The sequence below is a fragment of the Pseudomonas rosaeacicularis genome, from assembly GCF_057128745.1.
This window is the reverse complement of record NZ_JBSKHT010000004.1, coordinates 187,470-208,845: the sequence shown is the minus strand read 5'-3', so window position 1 is coordinate 208,845 and position 21,376 is coordinate 187,470. Positions and strand designations below refer to the sequence as shown.

The window sequence follows — 21,376 nt, the reverse complement described above, 5'->3', positions numbered from 1 at the left end:
TCAATTTCTAAACGAGCCTACTGTCTCGCAGTTACAGCGGCGGTTAAGTGGTAACCAAGCATTTGGCGGTGCGATTCACCGATAAACAATTCCCAACCATCGATTACTCATGGACTATAGGCGCCATTTGGCGGTCTCTTCATGAGGCCAGCGCTCGTAGCTCCAGGAGCCTGTAAATGAATATCAAGATTGAGGCGCTGATCGCACGCAAGATCGGCTTCGCCTCCCACCAGAACGCCGTTCCGCTTGTACGTGAATTGAGCGTCTGGAACCAAGAAGAAACAAGCTTTGAAAACCTGACCCTGACGTTGAGCACGGATCCGGATTTCGTCGAAAGCCGAACGTGGCACATCGACCGTATCCACGCGGGCGATCGCCTCAGCATCTCTGAACGCGACATCAAGCTCAACGCAGGCTATTTGTCCGGGCTGACTGAAAGCCTTGGCGCCGATGTGGTCATGCGCCTCTTCCAAGGCGACAACCTGCTCGTCGAACAGCGCTTCCCCACTGAACTGCTGGCTCGTACTGAATGGGGCGGTTTGAGCGCCATGCCAGAGCTATTGGCCGCTTTCTGCATGCCCAACGATCCGGCGGTAGATCGAGTACTCAAAGCGGCCTCTCAAGTCTTACGACGTGCAGGGAAGAAAGACGGCATTGATGGCTATGAAAGCAAGTCGCGCACACGCACCTGGGAACTGGCTTCGGCCATTTGGTCTGGCGTGTGCAGCTTTCAACTGAGTTATGCCTTGCCGCCAGCCAGCTTTGAGCAACAGGGGCAGAAAGTCAGACCACCGAGTGTGATTCTGGAAAATGGCGTCGCAACGTGCCTGGATACTGCATTGCTCTTTGCGGCTGCCTTGGAGCAGGCCGGACTCAATGCCTTGCTCATCATGACCAAAGGGCACGCATTTGCAGGCGTTTGGTTGCAACCCCAAGAGTTTTCCCAACTGCTGACCGACGAAGCTTCGGCAGTACGCAAGCGTCTCGATTTAAAAGAGATGGTGGTCTTCGAGACCACCCTTGCGACGCAGGCGCCTGCGCCTGGCTTCTCACAAGCAGTTGCAGCTGCTGAGCGTCAGCTGGACGATGAGCAGTTCATCATGGCCATCGATCTGCACCGTGCCCGGATGCAGAAGATTCGCCCGATGGCATTGGCGTCTGCCGTTAATGCCTGCGACGCGGCCGATGATGCGCCACCGACCGCTGAAGGGCTGGAGGAAGCTCCGGCGCTTCCAGGCTTCGATGTCGAGATCAATGAGGGTAACGAAGGTCCTGCCGGCAAGCTCACGCTGTGGCAACGCAAACTGCTTGACCTGACGACGCGGAACCGTCTGCTGCATCTCCCGGACAGCGCCAAAGGCGTGCGTCTTCTCTGCCCAGATCCTGCGGCGCTGGAAGACCTCCTTTCCAGTGGCGGTCGCATTCGTGTAATGCCAGTACCCGACCTGAAGAGCAGTGGCCGTGATGTGGCCCTGTACGAGCAGCAGAATAATGAAAGCCTGGTCGACGAAGTCGCTCGTCAAGCACTCGCACGGGGTGAAGTGCTCGCCAGTCTTGAAAAGGTCAAGCTTGAGGCGACACTGATCGATCTGTTTCGCAAGGCGCGCAGCGACCTGGAGGAGGGTGGTGCAAACACGCTCTTCCTGGCCATTGGTTTCCTGAAGTGGAAGAAAAGCGCAGAGGACCCTAAAACCTACTCCGCGCCTTTGATTTTGCTGCCCGTAAAACTGGAACGCAAAAGTGCTTTGTCTGGCGTCACGCTGAGCCTGCTCGACGAGGAACCGCGTTTCAACCTGACGCTGCTTGAGTTGCTACGCCATGATTTCGAGTTGCTGATTCCAGGTCTGGATGGCGAACTGCCGAGTGATGAAAGCGGCATCGACGTAACCGGCATCTGGAACATGGTGCGGCGAGCGGTACGTGATGTCCCAGGATTTGAGGTGAGCACTGAGCTGGTTCTGGGCACATTCTCGTTTGCCAAATATTTGATGTGGAAGGACCTGAATGCCAACGCCGCGCAGCTGCTGCAAAGCCCATTGGTCAGGCACCTGCTGGAGCCTAACGAGGCAAGTGAAGGCTTCTCCAGCTCGGACGAATTCCCCAAGCCAGAGCAGTTGGACTCGACGGTAACGCCCGCTCAGCTGTTTGCCCCATTACCGGCTGACTCATCCCAGTTATCGGCGGTCGTGGCGTCTGCCAGCACCCATAGCTTCGTCATGGACGGACCTCCTGGAACAGGTAAGTCGCAAACCATCGCTAACATGATCGCCCACAACCTCGCGTTGGGTCGGCGCGTGCTCTTCGTGGCGGAAAAACGTGCAGCCCTCGATGTGGTTTATCGTCGCTTGGCAGAGAAGGGACTGGGCGAGTTTTGCCTGGAGCTGCACTCAAGCAAGGCATCGAAAGTTGAAGTGCTCAAGCAGTTGGATCGGGCCTGGGACGTTAGCGACGCATTGAGTGCTGAGGAGTGGGAGCGTGAAGCCGCTCGATTGCAGACGCTGCGTTCCCGTCTGAACCAACTGGTCGAAGTCCTGCATCACCGTTGGGGCAATGGCCTTACCCTGCATCAGTCGATAGGCCGTGTTGTTCGTGACCATGGCCCTCAAACGCCAAGATTGGTCTGGCCTGCACACACCGAACACAACGCTGCTGAGTACGGCCAGCTTCTGGATTTATCACGTCGACTTGGCCTCAATGGAGCCGCCGCCCGCGACCTTTCAGGCAAGTTTGGCGCTCTGGAGCAGACCCAATGGTCGAACGCCTGGCAGGCGAAGATCGCCAGTGCTTCGCGTGAGTTGCCTCAGGCGCTTGATGCGCTGAATGCCGCCAGCGAAAGACTGCTTGGCCTGACGCACCTGTCGTTGCCTATCGATGAAGTGATGCAGGTCCAGCAGCTCAGCGATTTGGTAGCCCTGGTTGTGGAATCTTATGGCCAGAACCTGTCATTCGCTTTCGCCCCCGATGCTGTTACGCGTATCGAATCAGCCCGTCGCGCTTGTCAGTTGATCGAGAGCTATCGGGAGCTGGAAGAAAGCCTTTCTTTGGATTACGCCGATGAAGCTTGCCGTCGCATTCCGTTCGAACAGATGCGCAGTGAGTGGAGAGAGGCTGAGGGCAAGTTCTGGTTTCTGGCCACATTTGCCAAGAAAAAGGTGGCGAAGAAATTGGCCTCTTTAGGTGGCGCAGCGGGGCTTCCCGATATGCTTGCCGACCTCGACATTTTCGAGCGCCTGCAGTCACAGCTACTCGAGCTGGACGCATTGTCGAGTGACATGCAGTCAATCCCGGGCTGGCAAGGACTGGCGAGCGATACTTCTCGCACACTGCGCGCCGTCATACTGGCCGAGAACCTGCGCGGGCTGCTGAGCAGTTTGGCCGGATCACCAGACCACCTGGTTTCATTGCGCGGCGCAGTCGCGCGTCTGGTCGTCGATGCCAATGACATGCTAGCGCCGGGCGGGCAAATCGGTGCTGCGCTAACCACAATGCAACAGGCCTTGTCCCGCTATGACGAGGCAGCTCGAATGTTCGCTGGATTAGCCGGAACGAATCAAGGCGCGCATCTGAGCGCTGCTGCATTGCGGACTACTTCACTGTCCATCCTGCAGCAAGAAGAGCAGCTCAAGGCCTGGTGCGATTGGTGCCGAGTGCGCGCGCAAGCTACCGAGGTGGGTTTGGCCAGCCTGGCCCAGGCATTGGAATCAGGAAGCCTGCTGCCAACCGCAACTGAAGAAACGTTCATCACCGCCTACGCGCATTGGTTTGCCACTCAGGGCATCGACAGCGAACCGCTGCTGAGGAACTTCGTCGCAGCCGAACACATGAGCGATATTGGCGCTTTTGCTCGCCTGGACGATGAGCTGGCGAAGCTGACGGTGCGTTACATCCGGGCAAAACTCTGCGGCCTGATCCCTTCCAAGAACGACATTCCCAAGAGCAGCGGCTTCGCCATTCTCAAGCATGAATTACAGAAGTCTCGCCGGCACAAACCTGTCCGGCAGTTGGCTATTGAGATGGGCGACGCATTGAATCGCCTGGCTCCGTGCATGCTCATGAGCCCGCTGTCGATTGCGCAGTTCTTGCCCGCCGATCAGCCGCCGTTCGATCTGGTAATTTTCGATGAGGCGTCGCAGATCGCTCCATGGGACGCCATCGGTTCGATAGCTCGTGGCAAGCAAGTGGTGATCGCCGGTGACCCGCGTCAGATGCCACCGACGAATTTCTTCAGCCGTGGCCCGAATGCCGGTGACGACGATACCGCCGAAGACATGGAAAGCATCCTGGACGAATGCCTGGGGGCAGGGGTGCCGAGCCACAGTTTGAGCTGGCACTACCGCAGTCGCCACGAAAGCCTGATCGCGTTCTCCAATCACCGTTACTACGACAGCAACCTCATCACCTTCCCTGCGGCCGAGACCCGTGCCAGTGCTGTTGAATGGCGCCGAGTCGAGGGCGTGTACGCAAAAGGCAAAGGGCGCTACAACCAAGCCGAAGCGGAGGCCATTGTCAGTGAGACCGTCAAGCGTCTTACCGATCCTGCATTCATCGCGGCTGGCCATTCAATCGGGATCATCACGCTCAACTCCGATCAACAAAAACTGATCAACGATCTGTTGGACACCGCCCGCAAGCAATACCCGCAGATCGAGCCGTTCTTCCAGGACGCCCAGACCGAACCTGTCGTCGTGAAAAACCTCGAAACGGTCCAGGGCGATGAGCGCGATTTGATCATGCTCGGGATCGGATATGGCCCTACTGAAGCAGGCGCGCCAGTGATGTCGATGAACTTCGGCCCGCTCAACAAAGACGGTGGCTGGCGCAGGCTGAACGTTGCCATCACCCGGTCTCGACGCGAGATGCTGGTATTCACATCTTTCGATCCGTCGATGATCGACCTGAACCGGACAAACGCTCGCGCCGTTCGCGATTTGAAGCACTTCATTGAGTTTGCGCAACGTGGTCCAAAGGCCTTGGCCGAGGCGATACAAGGCTCTGTAGGTGGCTACGACTCGCCGTTCGAGGAAGCTGTCGCCCAAGGGCTGCGGCGTCTCGGTTGGCAGGTCGTTCCTCAGATCGGCGTTTCCCGTTTCCGCATCGATCTGGGCATTGTTCACCCTGATCGTGCGGGCGACTACTTGGCGGGTGTTGAATGCGATGGCGCTACTTACCATAGCGCTGCCACCGCAAGGGACCGCGATAAGGTCCGGGGTGCGATCCTAAAGGGGCTGGGCTGGAACCTGTTACGGCTGTGGTCGACAGACTGGTGGGTCGATAAAGAAGGGGCGTTGCAGAAGCTGCACGCAGCTTTGAACGACCTTCTGGAGCAATCTCGGATCGAGTTTGCTGCTGGTCATGTAGCCGAGGAGCCGTCGGTAGCTCCACTCGTTATCGATTTCACGACCGACATCGTTGTCAACGACGTGTTGCCTGAAGCTCTCTTGGCATCCGAGAGTGATTTGCCAGCGGAGCCTGGAGAAGCTCGCATTGCACGAGCCCCTAGCGATCAGTCGATTACTCCGGGAAAGAAGGGGGAGTATCGCGTCGCGGACCTCTCGTCTCTAGCAGCCGTGATCCAGGCAGACCAATTTCACGTTCCTGAGTACACGCCAGTGCTGCGTCAGATCATCGAAGAAGTGCTGCGCCAGGAAGCGCCGATTCTCGACGCTCTGCTGGTCCAGCGTATTGCTCGTGCGCACGGCTTCCAACGATCTGGGCGGCTCATTCGGGACCGAGTGCTGGAGTTGGCCGAACAACACCATCACGTTCAGCAGGCGGGATTTGAAGAAGTGTTCATCTGGCACGCGTTAGGCGACGTGACCCAGTGGTCAACATACCGTGTTCCGTCTTCGGCCAATGACGCGCGTTCTGTTGAAGAGATCGCGGCAGAGGAGTTGCGGATCGCAGCAAGCATCATTGACGCTGGTGACCCTGCGCTGGAGGTGGCACGGTTGCTTGGGGTCAAACGGCTTACAGGGCCCGGGAGACAGCGTATAGAGCGGATTTTGGGTGCGTAGGACGTAACGCTTGTCGCGGTGGCTCCGCTGAGCTTCGAGGGCGCCACCTTGCCCGCCGGAAGGTGAAACAGGATTTGCTTTGTTCTAAATGAGCAATGTGGCGCGCCTGACAGGCGTTCAATTGTCGGGCATGTCGCCAACGTCCCAATCCAGGTCCCGGTGGCGACTTGGCCAACCGACCCGAACAGGCAGCACATCGATCAGGACGGGGCCACGCATCGAACGATGCATTCAAACCTATACTAATTCTCAAGCCCCACTGATCATATTGACGCTGGTAATCCGGCCATTCCAGATCATCTCGTAATGCGCCGTTTGATGAATCGACGCCACTGAGGCCGGAGTCATCAGCGCCCAGCACCGATTCCCGACCGACCGCACCGATCCGTATTTCAGCCCAGCAGAGCCGGCACCCTTAACCGCTTTTCCAAGCTGATTTGAGTGCGTGTAATCCTCGGCGTGATAGATCGAGTCAGTCATCGTAAGCACCGACGCATCTTTCATCCCCGTGTCGCTGAACCTGCAGGTCAGCCCTCGAAACACAAACCGCTCGTAGCTGAGGTTTTCTACTCTCGACCAATACTTGTTTTGGTGATACGCGACCTCCGCCAGAGCCGTCTCCATGTTGTCGGCGACGTAGAGAACCCCAAAACTGCCATCGCTGAATCGGGAGCCATCTGGATTGACGTGGGTGAACGGGGCGGTCGCGTATGAGCAACCGGGAATCCCAAACGGAATCTGATCGCGCGGAATCAACTCAATAGCACCGACTTCGTTAAGCAACCGTGGATTGGTCAGCGCTTGAATCTGATACAGAGCGTCAAACTCAACCGCATCGGCCACATCGTCGAACAACGCTATGGGCGGGAATTTCGAGTTGATCAAGCGATAGGCCTGCAGCTGCTCGCCGGCTAAACCCGGCAGCTGGTTCAGCATCACCACTGTGCTCCCCTGAGCGCATTGATGCGGCGGAAGGTTTCGTAGAGGGAAATCATGTCGCCTTGGGACAGAATCTCGAGCGGCGAGCGGCCGTTGAAGAAGTCGTTGTGGTTCACTTTTGACGGAAAGCCGTACACGTTATCCGGATTGTCGAAGACGGTGCGCAATGCGGCGTGGATGTTCAGTACGAAGCTGATGCGCTGCATCTGATCCGAATCCAGGCTGACCGACCACTTGGGGTCGCGTTGTTTCGCACGGGTGTAAGTGCTTCGAGAAATACGGAGCGTGCGGCACACCTGATCGACGGTAGCGTTCCATTTTTCAAAAATGGTCACGGCGGTTTGCAGACCAGCCACGCACTGGCTCTTGGTGAGTGGCTGAGCTTGAAGAGCGGCTGCCATGGAGAATGTCCTAATAAGATCTACAGACGCCAATCTAATTCAGGTGGGTCTGCAGATCAAGACGCGGTTTCCCTTGCATGACCGGGTTATTGCGAAATCAATCAACGAGGAGGTCTCGCTTGCGCAGTAGCGAGCCACATTTTTTGACTGTGCTAAGGCGCGAGACTGCGAAGAATAAGGCTGGTCGTCGCGTTCATACTTTTCTCCAGATCTTCCCAGGAACGGTCGCTCATGCTGCGGCCATTGGAGTAGAGGAGGATTATTTCGGAAAGCCCATCAGTGACCTCGTCAAGCGGCGTTTTCTTCTCAAACTCCCCTGCCTGACGACCCTCGACTACCAAGCATTGGAGCATTGAGTAAATCTGGTCCTTATGTCCGCCCACGGTGCACCAATTGCCCTCGACCGCTGCAACAACGACATCGTTGACCGCCCGCTGGACGACAAAAAGATCGTAACTGAGCTTGAGCGCCGTCTGCATAAATAGCCTGAATCGTTTCGTCGCAGATCCTTCGAGGAGCACGACCTCACGAAGCTGGTTATCGATTTGCTCCAGCGTATTGGCGCAGAGAGCTTCTGCTATGGCCTGCTTGGAATCGAAGAATCGGTAGATGTAAGCCGTGGATATACCCATGGCTTTGCTGATGTCGGCGACTGAGCTTTTGCGATATCCGAACTCGCGAAACAAATGGTCAGCGGCCTGTATGATCTGCGCCCGACGCTCATGTTCGGCAGGGCCGCGTTGACCCGAAGTAGGCAACGCAATGGTGTCGGTTTCAGATTCGCTGCGCATAGGCCTAAACGCTGGTGATGGACGATTGCTGGTCATTCTACCTCACATCGCGATACTCATTCAGTCGCCGGACGTTAGGGAGGACAGGTTCTGGATCTGGCTGTATTTCACATCTATCCCCATGGCTATGCCATCTCAGTTAGCAAGGCTGCGAAGGATGAGATTCGTCGTGGCGTTCATGCCCTTTTCCAACTCACTCCATGGCCGCTTGGCCAGACAATCGGGGGCCGTGTAGGGAACAATGAGCTCTGCCAGAGCATCTGTGATCTCATCAAGCGGAGTCTTTCTCTCAAACTCTCCTTTCTGTCTCCCTTCTTCAATGATGTGTTCCAGCATCGAGTAGATCTGAGCGTTGTGGCCTGCGACCGTGCACCAGCCGCCTTCAATGGCCTGGACCACGACTTCGTTGACCTCTCGCTCAATCACTAGCAGTTCGTAGCTCGACATCAACGCCGTACGCATGAACAACCTCAGACGCTTGGTTGGAGAGAGCTCAAGGGTAAGCACTTCCTGCAGTTTTTTGGCTAGTTTCTCCAGCGTACTGGCGCAGATGGCCTCGCCGATAGCCTGCTTAGAGGTGAAGAACCTATAGATGTACGCTGTGGAAATACCCATAGCCTTGCCGATTTCGGCTACGGAGGTTTTACGGTAGCCAGACTGTCGAAACAGGTCGTTGGCTACCTCAATAATTTGCGCACGGCGGTCGTGCGCTATAGGGCCGCGCTGACCAGAGATGGGCAGCGAAATGGGGTCTGAGTCACCCCGCGTCACCATTTCAGCGATGATTCAGTTCGACAGGGGTGCCCGGGTGTTCGGCAGTCACATCCTCGGCATCCTTCGTCGGCGGTTTGATCTTGAACCAGATCGCGTACAGCGCCGGGAGGAACATCAGGGTCAGGACTGTGCCGGCTGCTGTACCGCCAATCAGAGTGAACGCCATTGATCCCCAGAACACCGAGAAGGTCAGCGGAATGAATGCCAGCACCGCGGCCAGCGCCGTGAGAATCACAGGGCGCGCACGTTGAACTGTGGCCTCCACGGCGGCGTGATAGGGGTCGAGTCCATCCGTTTCGTTGGTGTGGATCTGCCCGATCAGAATCAATGTATTGCGCATCAGTATCCCTGAAAGGCCGATCAGACCCAGGATCGCATTGAAACCAAAAGGCTGGTGGAAGAGCAGCAGAATCGGAACTGTCCCGACCAGCCCCAGAGGTGCGGTCAAGATCACCATGGTCATCGCGGCGAAGCTACGAACCTGGATGATGATCACAATCAAGGTGAACAGCAGCATGATCGGGAAGATTGGCGCCAGCGCGTTATTGGCTTTCAACGATTCCTCGATATTGCCACCGATCTGGATCTGATAGCCCGCTGGCAGGCTGTTGATGATTGGCTGCAGTTGGTTGTAAACGTCCATCGACACTTGAGGGGGTTGTGCCTGCTCGTTGATGTCACCGCGAACAGTGATGGTCGGGGTGCGATTGCGCCGTTTGAGAATCGGGTCCTCGGCGCGGATTTCAACATGACCAATCTGACGAATCGGAATCAACTGGCCGGTCTTGCTGGTCAGCGTCATGTTCTCGATGCGCGCAGGATCGAGCCGATCATCATCCAGGGTTCGCGCCATGACATCGACCGTGCGAATGTCCTCACGTACCTGCGTCACCGAGGTGCCGGTCAGGAGAAACTGCAACTGCTCGGATGCTTGAACCGACGTGAGACCCATGACTTGCAGGCGATCCTGATCCAGCACGAAGTGGACCGTCGGCTGTTTCTCGCTCCAGTCGGTGTTGACCTGACGCATGTTCGGGTTATTGCGCATGACGTCGGCAACCTGTTGGGCGATCTCCCGCAGTTTCCCTGGGTTCGGGCCCATTACCCGAAACTCGACAGGGAAGCGTGTGTAAGGGCCGAATACCAATTGGGACGCTCGAACGCGCGCCTCTGGGGCAAGCTGCTGCTCAACTCGCTGGCGCAGTGCAAGTTTCAAACTGTCTCGCGCCGCTTCACTTTCCGTGAGCACGATGATTTTGGCGAAGGAAGGGTCGGGCAGCTCCGGGTTGTAAGACAGAAAGAAGCGTGGGGCGCCTTGGCCGATGTAGCTGGTGACAATCTTCGCTTCGGGCTGGGTTCTTATCCAGGCTTCGATTTTCCTTGTCGCCTCAGAGGTGGCGTTGATGGAGCTGCCTTCCGGTAGCTGGACTTCCACCAGCAGTTCTGGCCGATCAGAACTTGGAAAGAACTGCTGCTTCACTGATCCCATGCCGACGATGGCCAGGCCGAACAGGCCAAAAACAATGGCGGCGACCCAAAACTTGTGGCGGATCGCCGCGCCAATCAGGCGGCGCAGACGCTGGAAGTTGGGTGTCGAATAGATCTTGGCGTGGCCGCCTTCGATCTTCTTGATATCCGGCAGCAGCTTGACGCCCAGGTACGGGGTGAAGAACACCGCCACCAGCCAGGAAATGATTAGCGCAAAGCCTACGATCCAGAAGATGTTGCCTGCGTATTCTCCGGCAGTGGACTGGGCAAAACCGACCGGCATCAGGCCTATGACAGTGACCAGCGTGCCTGCCAGCATTGGCGCTGCAGTGTGACTCCAGGCGTATGACGCTGCGTTGATCCTTGTGTAGCCTTCTTCGAGTTTGACCACCATGATTTCAATCGCGATGATCGCGTCATCCACCAGCAAACCCAGGCCAAGGATCAACGCCCCGAGCGTAATCCGATCGAAAACGCGCCCGGTTGCCAGCATGACGATCAGCACGGCGGCCAGGGTCAGGGGAACGGCGGCGGCGACAACAATGCCCACGCGCCAGCCCAGGCTCAGCAAGCTCACGACCATGACCACAGCCAATGCCACGACGAACTTGATCATGAATTCGTCGACCGCTTCGCTGATGTTCACCGCCTGGTCGGTGATTTTGCTGAAGCTGATGCCTTGTGGCAGGTTTTGCGAAATCTTCTGTTGTTCTGCTTGCAGTGATTTACCAAGATCCAGGCCGTTCCATCCCTCTTTCATGACCACGCTGAGCACCAGAGCTTCCTCGCCGTCATGACGGATGAGGAAGGTGGCCGGATCTTCATATCCACGTTTGATTTCGGCGACGTCACTTAACTTGAGGGTGCGTCCCTGGGAGGCGGCTATTGGCGTGTTGCGAATTTTCTCTAGGTCATCGAGGGCACCGTCCAGTCGCACGTAAACCTGAGGGCCTTTGGTCTCGATTGAGCCTGCGGGGGTGATCGCGTTCTGGTTGTGCAGCTCGGCAAATATCTCCTGAGCACTGACTCCAAGGTTCGCCAGGCGCGAGTAAGAGAATTCAACGAAGATTCGCTCCGGGCGCTCGCCCAGGATGTCGACCTTTTTAACACCAGGCACCTGGAGCACGTCCTGACGAACTGCCTCTGCCTGACGAGCCAGATACCGATGCGGCAAGCCTGGGGCTTTTAGCGCATACAGCCCGAATGATACGTCCGAGTATTCATCGTTGACGTATGGCCCGGACACGCCGGCTGGCAGCTTGCGGGTTTCATCGAACAGCTTTTTGCGCGCTTGGTAGAACTCGTCCGGCACCTCTTTGGGCGGTGTCGAGTCCAGAAGGGTCAGCGTCATCAGGGCAAGGCCCGGGCGCGTGATCGTCTCGACGCGGTCATACCATTTCAGTTCCTGCAGCCGCTTTTCCAGCGGTTCCGCTACCAGATTCTGCATCTCTTCGGCCGTGGCGCCGGGCCAGACCGCCGTCACGGTCATGACCTTTACCGTAAATGCCGGGTCTTCGGCGCGCCCAAGTTTCAGGAAGGCCACAAGGCCTGCCAGGGTGATCGCAATAATCAGGAACAGGGTAACGGCCCGTTCGCGAACGCCGACCGCGGAGAGGTTGAAGCCGCTCATGGCGTCACCGCCAGCTCGTTACCCAAACGCACCTTTTGATTGGCGTGAAGCAGATGGGCGCCCAAGGCGACAACGGTGTCGCCCGTCTTCAGATCACCCACCACCGTAGCGGTTTCCAGGCCAACCCTACGAACCTGAACCGCGCGTTCCTGAACCGTCATGGACGCCTGGTCGACAACCCATACGGTGTATTTATCGCCGGCATTGCGTAACGCACCCAGCGGAACCGACATGGCAGAACGTTCTGAACCACCATCGGCCTCAATAGTGATCTTCACCGTAGCGCCCAGTGGGGCGTCTTTGAGTTCATCACTGAGCACGTAGCGTGCTGAATAGGTACGAGTGACCAGATTCGCCGCCTGCGAGAGTTCGCGCAGTTTGGCAGTGGCGTTTTGAGCGGTGCTGCCGTACAGGCTGGCCCGGGCAACGGATTCAAGCCCGGGACGTATCGTTTCCGGCAGCTCGACAGCAGCTTCGCGTGCTCCGTCTTTGGCCAGTTGCACGACTGTTTGTCCGGCCGCGACCACCTGGCCCGGCTCGGCGGCGGTGTTCACCACGAGGCCATTCACGTCGGCTTTAAGTTCAGCGTACTGGCTTGCGTTGGTCGCCACATCGGCTTGTGCCTGGGCTGCCTCCACTTGTGCCTTGGCGCTACTGAGTGCCGAGACCGCCTGATCGTATGCCATTGCAGAGATCGCGCCTGCGGCAACCAAGCTGCGTAACCGTGCCTCATCGGCCTGGGCCTGGACGAATTTTGCCCTGGCAGAGGCCACCGCTCCCTTATGATTGGTGATGGCCAGATTCAGGTCAATGGGATCAATTCGCATCAGAGGCTGGCCTTTCTGGACGCGCTGACCGACATCCACCAAGCGTTGAATCACCTTGCCTGAGACACGAAAACCCAAGTCGCTCTGAACCCTGGCGGCAACCACGCCCGAGAAGGTTTGGGTCGTCGAGGAGTCGTCGCGGACTGTCGCAGTGTCCACAACCGGATCGACCAGTCTTGGATCAGCTTCCGGCGGATGACCGCAACCGGTCAGGAGTAACGCGCCGACAGTTAGAGACATGAGTGCAGCAGGACGCAGAGACATGGTGAGCTCCAGGGGATTCAGGCTCACATTATTCTGTTATGTTTACGGTATTGCAAATACGTAACCTGTAAAAAGCCGATCAGTAACAGAGTGGCAGCAAATATGGTCTAAAAAACATGTTTTTAAGTCGTGATAACGGAAGTGGCGTGTGACGTTTCTAGTAATGTGTTGACAAAAATGCGGTGATGGAAATAATTGCTGCACGAGATCACAGGATGCCTCCATGAAACACTCACCCGGTAGAACTGAACGGTATGCACGTCTGCTCCCCGCTATTTTCCTGGCCGGTTGTGCAGTGGGCCCCGATTACCACGCGCCGGAACTACCGCCATCAGGGCCTTTCCGTGGTCAGCATTTCGTCGAGCAGCGCAGCAGCAGCCTACCCACAGCTGACCTGTCCAACTGGTGGGCAGGCTTTGGTGACAAAGAACTGGAGGGTTTGGTCGACCGGGCATTGGCGCAGAACCTTGACCTCAAGCAGGCGGTGGCCCGAGTGAATCAGGCGAGCGCATTGACGGTAGGGGCCCGCTCGGCACTTCTCCCCTCAGGCGAACTGAACGCTCAGGCCTCACGGGCACATCAGTCGCTTGAAGACCCCATCGGGCGTTTGGCCAGCGCGTCTCCCGGGTTTGACCGCAACGCCAGCCTGTATCAGGTAGGGGCGGGTGTGAGCTGGGAAGCGGATATTTTCGGTGGGTTGCGTCGAGGGCTTGAAGCGGCCGATGCTGACCAGCAGTCAGCGGTGGCTCAGCAGGCTGCAGTCAGGCTTATCGTCACATCCTCAGCTGCCAGCGGTTACATCCAGCTGCGCACTCTTCAATCCAGGCTGGATGTCGTCCAGAGTCGGGAAAAAACCCAGTCGGATCTGGTCAAGTTGCTGCAGCTTCAATATGCCAACGGTGTAGTGGCCAGGCTTGAACTCAAACAGGCCCAAGGGGTGCTTTCCACCGTGTCTGCCCAAGTCCCGCCACTGCACAGCGCCATCGAAAGCGCCATGAATTCCCTTGAGGTGCTCAGCGGGGTAATGCCCGGTACGCTGCACGAGGAGCTGACGACACCGGCGCCCATCCCTTCCGCGCCAGGCATTGCTGCGGCGGGCGGCCGCGCCGACATGTTCAGACGGCGACCGGATGTGATCGCGGCCGAGAGAACACTGGCAGCTTCCAACGCCCGAATTGGTCAGGCTGTTTCTGATTACTACCCCAAGTTTTCGTTGGGGGCGCTGCTGGGCTCGGCCACCAACGTCAGCGGCAATCTTCTTTCTGGCAATGCCAATCTGGCGCAGGGCGTATTTGGCCTGCGTTGGCGGCTGTTTGACTTTGGCCGCGTGAAAGCCGAAGTCGAATTTGCCAAGGGCAGGGATGCCGAAGCCTTGGCTGCTTACCAGCAAACGCTGCTTCAGGCGACGGCCGATGTCGAGAATTCGATGACCCAACTGGTGCAAAGCGAGAAACAGGATCGGGTGCTGGCCGATGGCGTCCGCTCTCTGACTGAAGCAAGGCAGGCCGCGTTTTCGGCCTATCAACAGGGCAGTGTGAGCTTCATCGAAGTCCTGGACGCCGATGACCGGTTGCAGCAGGCACAAGAGCAGAAGCTTCTTGCACAGTCAGCGGCTTCCATCGCTGCGGTCGATTGCTTCAAAGCGCTGGGTGGTGGGTGGAACGCGCCGCAGTCCGCCGTCGTGGCAAGGGCGTCACGCTGACGATTGCCGCGGCCGTGAAAATCCAGGACAAGCGTTCCTGTGGGCTGGATCTGAATCTGCTCCTGACATTTGCAGCTGTTTACCGGGAATCCAATGTCACCAAGGCTGCCCGCTGTTTGTCGGTTGAGCAACCGGCGGTGAGCAATATCCGTTTGTCGACTTTCGTTTTCGATCCCCACATCTGAAGACAGGCCATCCGGTTGAATAGCGTGATCATTTGCTTCGGGGGACTGGAATTCCTACAGGTAAGGCGCCAGGTTCGCAGTAATTAAATGAAATGCTTCCAGACCTTCGCTGAAGCATAAAGCGTTTGTCGCTTTCGATTGTCATAAGGCCTTTCTCGGTGGTGAGGGGGCCGTCCCCGATGCCTGTATCCACGCAACGCTGTGAATAAGCGAAAAGCTTGCCCTGATTAGAATCAATGATTATGCGGCAGTCGTGAGTGTGAGCTCCGCTAAGGCCTTCGCCATCGTAGCTCAGTATTCCGGCGTTGGCCGGGTTGGCGCAGGTTTGGGAATCATCGACATAAATGCCCACCCTGAGCGGTAATACCGAGCCTATAGGCCCCGTAGGGTCTGAGTTGCACCCAGTACAAAGGGAAATGAAAGTGGCGGTGAGCAAATGGCATATAAAGTTTTTGCTGATCATTTTTATTGCGCCGTAGGTAGTCAGCGGTATATCCGGTCAGGACCTTCAGGCGGGCTAGGATAGATGTCTGAGTAGCCCTTGGTTGTGCTCATGATCGTTAATTCATCCTGCACCTGACGATCGGTTATTCGCCTGAATTGCCCATGGCTTCTTGATCGTGACCACAACGGCCATCCGTACGCTTGTGCGTATCAATGGGTAGATGGGCAGAGAGCTTAATACATCGCCATGAAGCCAGAGACTTCACTGGGATACCTGTATCGTGAGCAGTTTATGAAGGCCAGTTAGCGGCTCCAGACAGGTCTTTCTTGTCTTTCAGCATATCTATTCGGATGCATAGCGCCCATGCTAGCCATTCGACGTCACCTCGGATGTCGAAACAGGCCGTATCAATTATGAGTACGTTTGGCAGTCGTTTAAGAGCAGAAAGGATCAGTCATGGGCTGACTCAAATGGCATTTGCCGAACTCGGCGGCGTGCAACCTAATGCTCAAGGCCACTATGAAAGTGGGTTTCGACTACCCAAAGTTGATTATCTTCTTGCGATATCCGCCTTAATTGACGTTGCATATCTGATTACGAACGAGCGTTCGCTCAAAGATAACTCTGAATTTACAAAGCAAGAGCACGATATCGTGGCAACCCTGCGAAGAATGTCGCAGAAAGATCGCGACGGTGTTAGTCAGCTGTTCGTCATATTAGGCCGCTATGTGAACTAGCGTTAGTGTGGGCTGGCGAGGCTGCAAACGGTTAGGATCTAAGGACTTTCGTATATAGCTGCGCAGGCTGTGGCTGTACTCGTCTTCGTTAAATTCCCCTGTCGCCGAAGATCGGTATCCGTCTATTTGTCATCTGGGTCGACACCTGCGATGGCAGATCGCACCAAGTAATCCGGGGCCCGGCGATCCAGAAATTGCCCCGGCGCGAGCGTTCACGGGAGCCGATCGTCAACGGTCGTCTGAACTTTCGGCTGGGCGGATAATTGTCTCGGTGGCGAAAATCGACCAGTCCTTGTGCCCCAGCCCTCGGGCGACGGCCGCCATCATGTTTGCCCGTACCACATCGGCTGCGGGCAATTCCAGGTTCACGCAGTGGGCTGCCTCGATGGCCAGGTTGATATCCTTGAGACCCAACGACAACGTGAAGCCCGGCTCGAAGGAGTCCTTGGCGATGTTCTGTCCATAGCGTTGGTAGCTGGGCGAGGCAAACAGGGTCTGGGTCATGAGGTCAATGAAAGTGGCCGGGCTCAGCCCATGACGCCCGGCCAGAGCGCTGGCTTCACCCAGGGATTGGATGGCCTGGGTGATCATCATGTTACCGGCGATCTTGGCAATGCTTGCGTGCACAGGATCATCGCCCATCCGCCAGGTCTTTTTTCCCAGCAAGTCGAAGAGGGGCTGTACTGTCGCAATCGCCGTCGGCGACCCGGCGACCATGATGTTCATTTCACCCCTCGCCGCCATCGCAGGCACGCCGAAAACCGGCGCCGCAACCAGCGCGATGCCGTTGGCGTAATGAATGTCTTGCAGCTCTTTCATAAGCGGGGGAGAGAGCGTCGACATCACAATGTGGATACAGCTTTTGTCCGCACTGTCAAAGATTCCAGAAGCTAACAGCACCGTTCTGACTGCATGATCGTCGGCGAGCATGCTGATGACGACGTCCTCCTGGAATGCGGCGGCGGGGGTTGCGAGGATGCGCACGCCTTTCAGCTTCGCAAGCGCTTCCCGATTGCGATTCCACGCCGAGACACGATGCCCGGCTGTGATAAGCAGGGGAATGATGGCGCGCCCCATGCTGCCTGTTCCGATAAAGCCGATGTTCATGTTCAAGCCCCTGCTGGCGTTAATGGCTTCAAAGTATGTGGCTTAGGGGATTGCTGCGGGACTGCCATTGTTGCAACCTCGTCGTTCATTTTTGTATGGGGGTGAGGCATGGACTGGAGCGACATGCGGATCTTTCTGGCGATTGCCCGCAGCGGCTCGCTGGGTGGCGCCGCCAGGCAGTTGGGGGTCAGCCACCCGACGGTCGGGCGGCGCTTGCAGGTGCTTGAACAAACCAGTCGACAACCCTTTTTTCTGCGGACTGCCCAAGGGCTGGTGCTCACGGACAGTGGCGAGAGGATTCTCAGTCTGGCGCAGGATATGGAGCACAGTGCGCTGGCCATCGAGCGTCGTCTGGCAGGGCATGGCGATCAACCGGAAGGCCTGCTGCGCATATCCTCAGCCGATTGGTTTGCCTGCCATGTGTTGTCGCCGGTCCTGAGTGAAATGGTTCAACGGTATCCGTTGATCGTTCCCGAAGTCATCGCCGGGCATCGACTATTCGACCTTGCCCGCCGGGATGCCGACATTGCCTTCCGGATCGTACCTTTCACCGAACCCGATATCGTCCACCGCAAGCTGACGACTCTGCCGTACGGACTGTACGCCGCTTTGCACGCCCCGGCGCCGCACCCTGACGGCGAAGGCCTTGGCCTTATCCTGATGAACATCGCTCAGGCCCATTACCCGGACGTGCAATGGCTGCAGCAACGCTATCCGCTGGCCCGCACCGTGTTCACCAGCAGCAGTCGGACGGTTCAGGCGCAGATGTGCGCGAAGGGGCTTGGCGTTGCCGTATTGCCCCGCGTCCTTGGCGACTCAGTGTCGGGACTGCGGCTGCTGGATGAGGACCAGCCACCGCCAGGGCGGGACATCTGGATGGGGTATCACCAGGATATGCGCCAGATGGACCGTCTGCGCGCGTTGGCCGACCTTGCCTCCAGCATGATCGGCGCGGGGTAGCGTGTTGAAGTTCCTCAGGTGGAGCGAACAGGCGACGCCTCCGATACCAGCGCTGGCTGCCGCACTAAGTCAGGCTCACAGCAGCTCCCACGGCCAAGCAGGCGGCGATGCACAGGACCGAGATCGTGAAGGCGTGAGTGATGCTGATCGCCGTTGCCTCTTCGCCCAGCAAGGTATAAAAAACGCCGCGTAGAAGCACAGCGCGACCAGCAATGCTCGGCCCAAGCCAGACGCTTTCAGTGCGGCTGAGTCGAGGACGGGGTCCCACCGGCCAGGTGCAATCGGGTCTCGTATCGCCAGAACACAACCGCCAGCACAGGGGCTGCGGCGAGCGACAGCCACGCCCACAGCGGCCATCCCGCTTCACGGTCTTCAATCAACGGCTCGATCAGAGCGGTCAGGATCAGCATCGACGAGTGAAAGGCGACGAGTGAAAGCTCAGGCTTCTGTCAAGCAGGCTTCTCGCCCGCTCGCGTCAAGCCAATGGGTCCTGATTTATGGGATCACTCTTGCTCTTTCGCCTTACAAAGCTACACGGCCATTGTTCATTCATGTCAGTGCCGCTCGGCTTCGATGAGGACCGCCTCGATCTGTTCCAGCAACGGCATGGAAGGATTGAGTTTGTACAACGCTTCCAAGACGGCGGTGCGATCGTTTGCCCGCACGTGGGCCAATGAACTCAAGGCCCGTAAAATCCGCGCGAACGTGTTGAGCCCTGGCTTCACCCGCACGCCGCTGATGGACAACGGGCTGGATATGATCGAAAGCGACATTGCCGCACTGTTTTTGGCCTCCGAGGACGCCAGATACGTGAACGGAGTGAAGTTGATGGTCGACGGTGGTTTGTCGCAAATCTGAAGTCTCATCGGACCCTGCGCGAACCTCTCTGAGGCTGCCCGGGCCTGGGCTGGCACCGAACCAACGGTCGATTATCTGGTGGAGTGCTTTGGGCCAGAGAGGTGAGCCACTGAAGTAGCCTGAATGCACACTTTCAATTCACGCAGCCAGATGGGTATGCAATGACCACCGCCGAGGGCGCTCACCACTCGGCGGATCACCACGCAATGGGTTGCCCATCCCACGCCCAAAAGGTGCCACTGTCTGCCGGGCCGTGACGGCCCACCTGCTCGATGATGCATTGCGCAGCAAAGGCGGGGGTGAACAGTTGCTCGGGCGGTACATTGGCCTGAAAGGGTTGCGACAGCAGGGTGTCCGTGGTGCCGGGGTGCAGACTCAGCACGGTTGAGCCTGGGTTCAGGCGTTTGAGTTCGATGCTCGCCGTATGCAGCAGTTGATTGAGTGCCGCTTTGCTCGCCCGATAGCTATACCAACCACCAATACGATTGTCGCCGATGGAACCGACTCTGGCTGAGAGCGCCGCGAAGGTGGACGGTTGCTTGCGCAGCAGCGGCAGCAGGTATTTGAGCAGCAGCACCGGTGCGAAGGTATTGGTCGCAAAGCTTGCCTGAAGGCTTGCCAGGTCCAGTTGGGTCAGGCCTTTCTCCGCACGAGCGCCGTCCTGATGCAGGATGCCCAAGGTGCTGACGACCAGATGCAGGTGCTCGCACGTTGCGCCGATTGTTTGGGCGAGGGCCTCGAGCGATGGCTCCTGACGCGCATCGCAATCGATCAGCACCAGCCGCTGGCCGTATTGCCGGGCAAGCCTTGCGAGGTCGCTGGACGTGCTGGCCTTACGCGAAGCGGCCCACAATTGGGCGACGTCATCGCGCGCCAGCAACAACTCGCACAAGGCCAGGCCAATACCCTGGCTGGCCCCACATATCAACACGCAGGCCTTGTCGGGCAGATCAGGGATCAGACTCATAGGACACCTCACAAAAGAGTGTTCGCAGTATGGCAGGCCACTCAACCTTGCCGGTTCAGCAGGCCGCGCTGCACCCGCCATACCAGATAACCTGCCACCAGCGTAGTAGCGACCATGCAGTAACCCACCACGTCGAAGTGCTGCAATTTGCCATCGGCACCGATCAGTACGATGTGCCCGGCCAGCAGCGAAGCAAAACCGCCTGACAGCTGCTGGATAGCGGCGCTCACGGCGTTGAACGCGCCACGATGGGAGGCCTGTGGCACGCCTGCAACCATGGCCTGAAAGGGGATCAACCGGGAGAAAATCCCTACGAACAATACGGCGTTGACCACGATGACCCAAGGCAGCGGCACGTTGGACAGATGGGTGTAGATCGTCACCATGATGATGGTCAATATGCTGCCAACGTAGAACACCGGCAGCTTGCCAAAAGCATCGCTGGCACGACCGATCAACGGCCCGGTGACGATCGTGCACAGCCCGGTGAATAAGTACACGGACGGCAGGCTCTCGATGTCGATGCCCAGATTATTCACGGTGAAGGCACTGCTGAAGGGCATCAGCATGTAGCCGCCGGTGGTCAGCAGGGCAGTCGCCGCGAAGGCAGCCCAGTGCCGCCGCGTTGCCAGCGTGGTGAAGAGGTGACGAAAAGCGCCGTGTTCCTGGTGAGCCGCGAGATGATCAACTACGGGACGCATCACCAGGACAATCACTAACCCGCCCGCGGCGCCCATTGCCGCCAGCAGCAGGAAGGGTGCATGCCAGCCCCAGTGATTAGCCAGGAACAGACCTACGGGCAAGCCAAGCACTTGACTGGCAGCGAATGCTGTCTGGATCACCCCCATGACACGGCCCCGCGATTGCGGGGCGAACAGGTCGGCGGCGATCGCCAGGACGATGGAACCGATCACCCCGGCGAAAATGCCGGTGACCACCCTTGCCAGCAGCAAGGTCTCGAAGCTGTCCGCCAGGCCGCACCAGAGCGTGCCGATGACGAACCCGCTGTAAAAGAACAGCAGCAGTTTCTTGCGATCGAAGCGATCGGCAAAACCTGCGGTGAGCAGACCGGAAAGCCCTGCGCTGAACGCGTAGGTGCTGACCACCAGGCCGAACTGGCGAGCCGACATGCTCAACGCCGGCATGATCATCGCGCCCAGCGGCGCCATGAGCATGAAGTCGATGATGACGGCGAACTGCAAGGTGGCCAGCAGGCCGACAACAAATTTCTGATAACGGCTGAAGGGCGTCAAAGCGGGGACGTCGGTAGTCATCAATGGGCTCGGG

The 21,376-nt window shown here is 57.8% G+C and carries 15 protein-coding genes and 1 pseudogene; 6 read left to right on the top strand and 10 right to left on the bottom strand.

The annotated features are described in order from the left end of the window. Positions 1 to 176: 176 nt before the first annotated feature. Complete coding sequence (gene proA / locus ACWKWM_RS07555; protein ID WP_483845542.1) at positions 177 to 6,014, top strand: anti-phage protein ProA; 5,838 nt, start codon at positions 177 to 179, stop codon at positions 6,012 to 6,014. A gap of 249 nt (positions 6,015 to 6,263) precedes the next feature. On the opposite strand, the gene ACWKWM_RS07550 is transcribed toward proA, so the two are convergent. From ACWKWM_RS07550 to ACWKWM_RS07525, 6 genes are all read right to left on the bottom strand, one after another. Beyond that, complete coding sequence (locus ACWKWM_RS07550; protein ID WP_483845541.1) at positions 6,264 to 6,950, bottom strand: RES family NAD+ phosphorylase; 687 nt, start codon at positions 6,948 to 6,950, stop codon at positions 6,264 to 6,266. Beyond that, positions 6,950 to 7,354, bottom strand: a complete 405-nt coding sequence (locus ACWKWM_RS07545; protein WP_483845540.1) for a hypothetical protein — start codon at positions 7,352 to 7,354, stop codon at positions 6,950 to 6,952. Before ACWKWM_RS07545 ends, ACWKWM_RS07550 begins: the two co-directional genes overlap by 1 nt. Before the next feature lie 152 nt (positions 7,355 to 7,506). Next, entirely contained in the window at positions 7,507 to 8,181 is a 675-nt protein-coding gene (locus ACWKWM_RS07540; RefSeq protein ID WP_483845539.1) for a TetR/AcrR family transcriptional regulator, read from the bottom strand. A 99-nt stretch (positions 8,182 to 8,280) separates the two neighbouring features. Beyond that, complete coding sequence (locus ACWKWM_RS07535) at positions 8,281 to 8,919, bottom strand: TetR/AcrR family transcriptional regulator (RefSeq protein WP_483845538.1); 639 nt, start codon at positions 8,917 to 8,919, stop codon at positions 8,281 to 8,283. A gap of 1 nt (position 8,920) precedes the next feature. After that, on the bottom strand, positions 8,921 to 12,037 hold the full coding sequence (locus ACWKWM_RS07530; RefSeq protein ID WP_483845537.1) for an efflux RND transporter permease subunit: 3,117 nt from the start codon (positions 12,035 to 12,037) through the stop codon (positions 8,921 to 8,923). Further along, positions 12,034 to 13,128: an efflux RND transporter periplasmic adaptor subunit gene (locus ACWKWM_RS07525; protein WP_483845536.1), complete on the bottom strand. Its 1,095-nt coding sequence runs from the start codon at positions 13,126 to 13,128 to the stop codon at positions 12,034 to 12,036. Before ACWKWM_RS07525 ends, ACWKWM_RS07530 begins: the two co-directional genes overlap by 4 nt. A gap of 223 nt (positions 13,129 to 13,351) precedes the next feature. Between ACWKWM_RS07525 and ACWKWM_RS07520 the strand changes: the two genes are divergently transcribed. The 3 genes from ACWKWM_RS07520 to ACWKWM_RS07510 all read left to right on the top strand — a co-directional run bounded on the left by ACWKWM_RS07520 (position 13,352) and on the right by ACWKWM_RS07510 (position 16,197). Beyond that, positions 13,352 to 14,830, top strand: coding sequence for an efflux transporter outer membrane subunit (locus ACWKWM_RS07520; RefSeq protein WP_483845535.1), 1,479 nt, complete (start codon positions 13,352 to 13,354; stop codon positions 14,828 to 14,830). Beyond that, the gene (locus ACWKWM_RS07515; RefSeq protein ID WP_483845534.1) at positions 14,785 to 15,015 is read left to right on the top strand and encodes a LysR family transcriptional regulator; all 231 of its coding nucleotides are present in this window, start codon (positions 14,785 to 14,787) and stop codon (positions 15,013 to 15,015) included. The genes ACWKWM_RS07520 and ACWKWM_RS07515 overlap by 46 nt, the downstream gene beginning before the upstream one ends. 858 nt (positions 15,016 to 15,873) lie before the next feature. Then, a complete protein-coding gene (locus tag ACWKWM_RS07510; RefSeq protein ID WP_483845533.1) occupies positions 15,874 to 16,197 on the top strand; it encodes a helix-turn-helix domain-containing protein in 324 nt (107 codons plus the stop codon). Positions 16,198 to 16,425: 228 nt separating this feature from the next. Here ACWKWM_RS07510 and ACWKWM_RS07505 read toward each other — a convergent pair whose 3' ends face one another. After that, entirely contained in the window at positions 16,426 to 17,304 is an 879-nt protein-coding gene (locus tag ACWKWM_RS07505) for an NAD(P)-dependent oxidoreductase (RefSeq protein WP_483845532.1), read from the bottom strand. Positions 17,305 to 17,412: 108 nt separating this feature from the next. On the opposite strand from ACWKWM_RS07505, the gene ACWKWM_RS07500 reads away from it, so the two are divergent. Next, positions 17,413 to 18,264, top strand: coding sequence for a LysR family transcriptional regulator (locus ACWKWM_RS07500; protein ID WP_483845531.1), 852 nt, complete (start codon positions 17,413 to 17,415; stop codon positions 18,262 to 18,264). A gap of 236 nt (positions 18,265 to 18,500) precedes the next feature. Here the strand turns inward: ACWKWM_RS07500 and ACWKWM_RS07495 are convergent, their stop codons facing one another. Then, positions 18,501 to 18,674, bottom strand: a complete 174-nt coding sequence (locus ACWKWM_RS07495; RefSeq protein WP_483845530.1) for a hypothetical protein — start codon at positions 18,672 to 18,674, stop codon at positions 18,501 to 18,503. Between the two features lie 55 nt (positions 18,675 to 18,729). Here ACWKWM_RS07495 and ACWKWM_RS07490 point away from each other — a divergent pair. Then, positions 18,730 to 19,122, top strand: a pseudogene (locus tag ACWKWM_RS07490) (SDR family NAD(P)-dependent oxidoreductase); the annotation flags it as partial. Positions 19,123 to 19,318: 196 nt separating this feature from the next. On the opposite strand, the gene ACWKWM_RS07485 reads toward ACWKWM_RS07490, so the two are convergent. Both ACWKWM_RS07485 and ACWKWM_RS07480 read right to left on the bottom strand, forming a co-directional pair. Beyond that, positions 19,319 to 20,089, bottom strand: a complete 771-nt coding sequence (locus tag ACWKWM_RS07485; RefSeq protein WP_483845529.1) for an SDR family NAD(P)-dependent oxidoreductase — start codon at positions 20,087 to 20,089, stop codon at positions 19,319 to 19,321. A 41-nt stretch (positions 20,090 to 20,130) separates the two neighbouring features. Continuing rightward, positions 20,131 to 21,363 carry an MFS transporter gene (locus ACWKWM_RS07480; protein WP_483845528.1) on the bottom strand — a complete coding sequence of 411 codons (1,233 nt, stop codon included), beginning with the start codon at positions 21,361 to 21,363 and terminating at the stop codon, positions 20,131 to 20,133. Between the last annotated feature and the right edge of the window lie 13 nt (positions 21,364 to 21,376).

Coding starts and splice junctions, on each gene's coding strand:
- ACWKWM_RS07525 (WP_483845536.1), bottom strand. CDS start 13,128: ATGTCTCTGCGTCCTGCTGCACTCATGTCTCTAACTGTCGGCGCGTTA.
- ACWKWM_RS07485 (WP_483845529.1), bottom strand. CDS start 20,089: ATGAGTCTGATCCCTGATCTGCCCGACAAGGCCTGCGTGTTGATATGT.
- proA (WP_483845542.1), top strand. CDS start 177: ATGAATATCAAGATTGAGGCGCTGATCGCACGCAAGATCGGCTTCGCC.
- ACWKWM_RS07545 (WP_483845540.1), bottom strand. CDS start 7,354: ATGGCAGCCGCTCTTCAAGCTCAGCCACTCACCAAGAGCCAGTGCGTG.
- ACWKWM_RS07550 (WP_483845541.1), bottom strand. CDS start 6,950: ATGCTGAACCAGCTGCCGGGTTTAGCCGGCGAGCAGCTGCAGGCCTAT.
- ACWKWM_RS07510 (WP_483845533.1), top strand. CDS start 15,874: ATGAGTACGTTTGGCAGTCGTTTAAGAGCAGAAAGGATCAGTCATGGG.
- ACWKWM_RS07495 (WP_483845530.1), bottom strand. CDS start 18,674: ATGCTGATCCTGACCGCTCTGATCGAGCCGTTGATTGAAGACCGTGAA.
- ACWKWM_RS07505 (WP_483845532.1), bottom strand. CDS start 17,304: ATGAACATCGGCTTTATCGGAACAGGCAGCATGGGGCGCGCCATCATT.
- ACWKWM_RS07480 (WP_483845528.1), bottom strand. CDS start 21,363: ATGACTACCGACGTCCCCGCTTTGACGCCCTTCAGCCGTTATCAGAAA.
- ACWKWM_RS07530 (WP_483845537.1), bottom strand. CDS start 12,037: ATGAGCGGCTTCAACCTCTCCGCGGTCGGCGTTCGCGAACGGGCCGTT.
- ACWKWM_RS07500 (WP_483845531.1), top strand. CDS start 17,413: ATGGACTGGAGCGACATGCGGATCTTTCTGGCGATTGCCCGCAGCGGC.
- ACWKWM_RS07520 (WP_483845535.1), top strand. CDS start 13,352: ATGAAACACTCACCCGGTAGAACTGAACGGTATGCACGTCTGCTCCCC.
- ACWKWM_RS07535 (WP_483845538.1), bottom strand. CDS start 8,919: ATGGTGACGCGGGGTGACTCAGACCCCATTTCGCTGCCCATCTCTGGT.
- ACWKWM_RS07540 (WP_483845539.1), bottom strand. CDS start 8,181: ATGACCAGCAATCGTCCATCACCAGCGTTTAGGCCTATGCGCAGCGAA.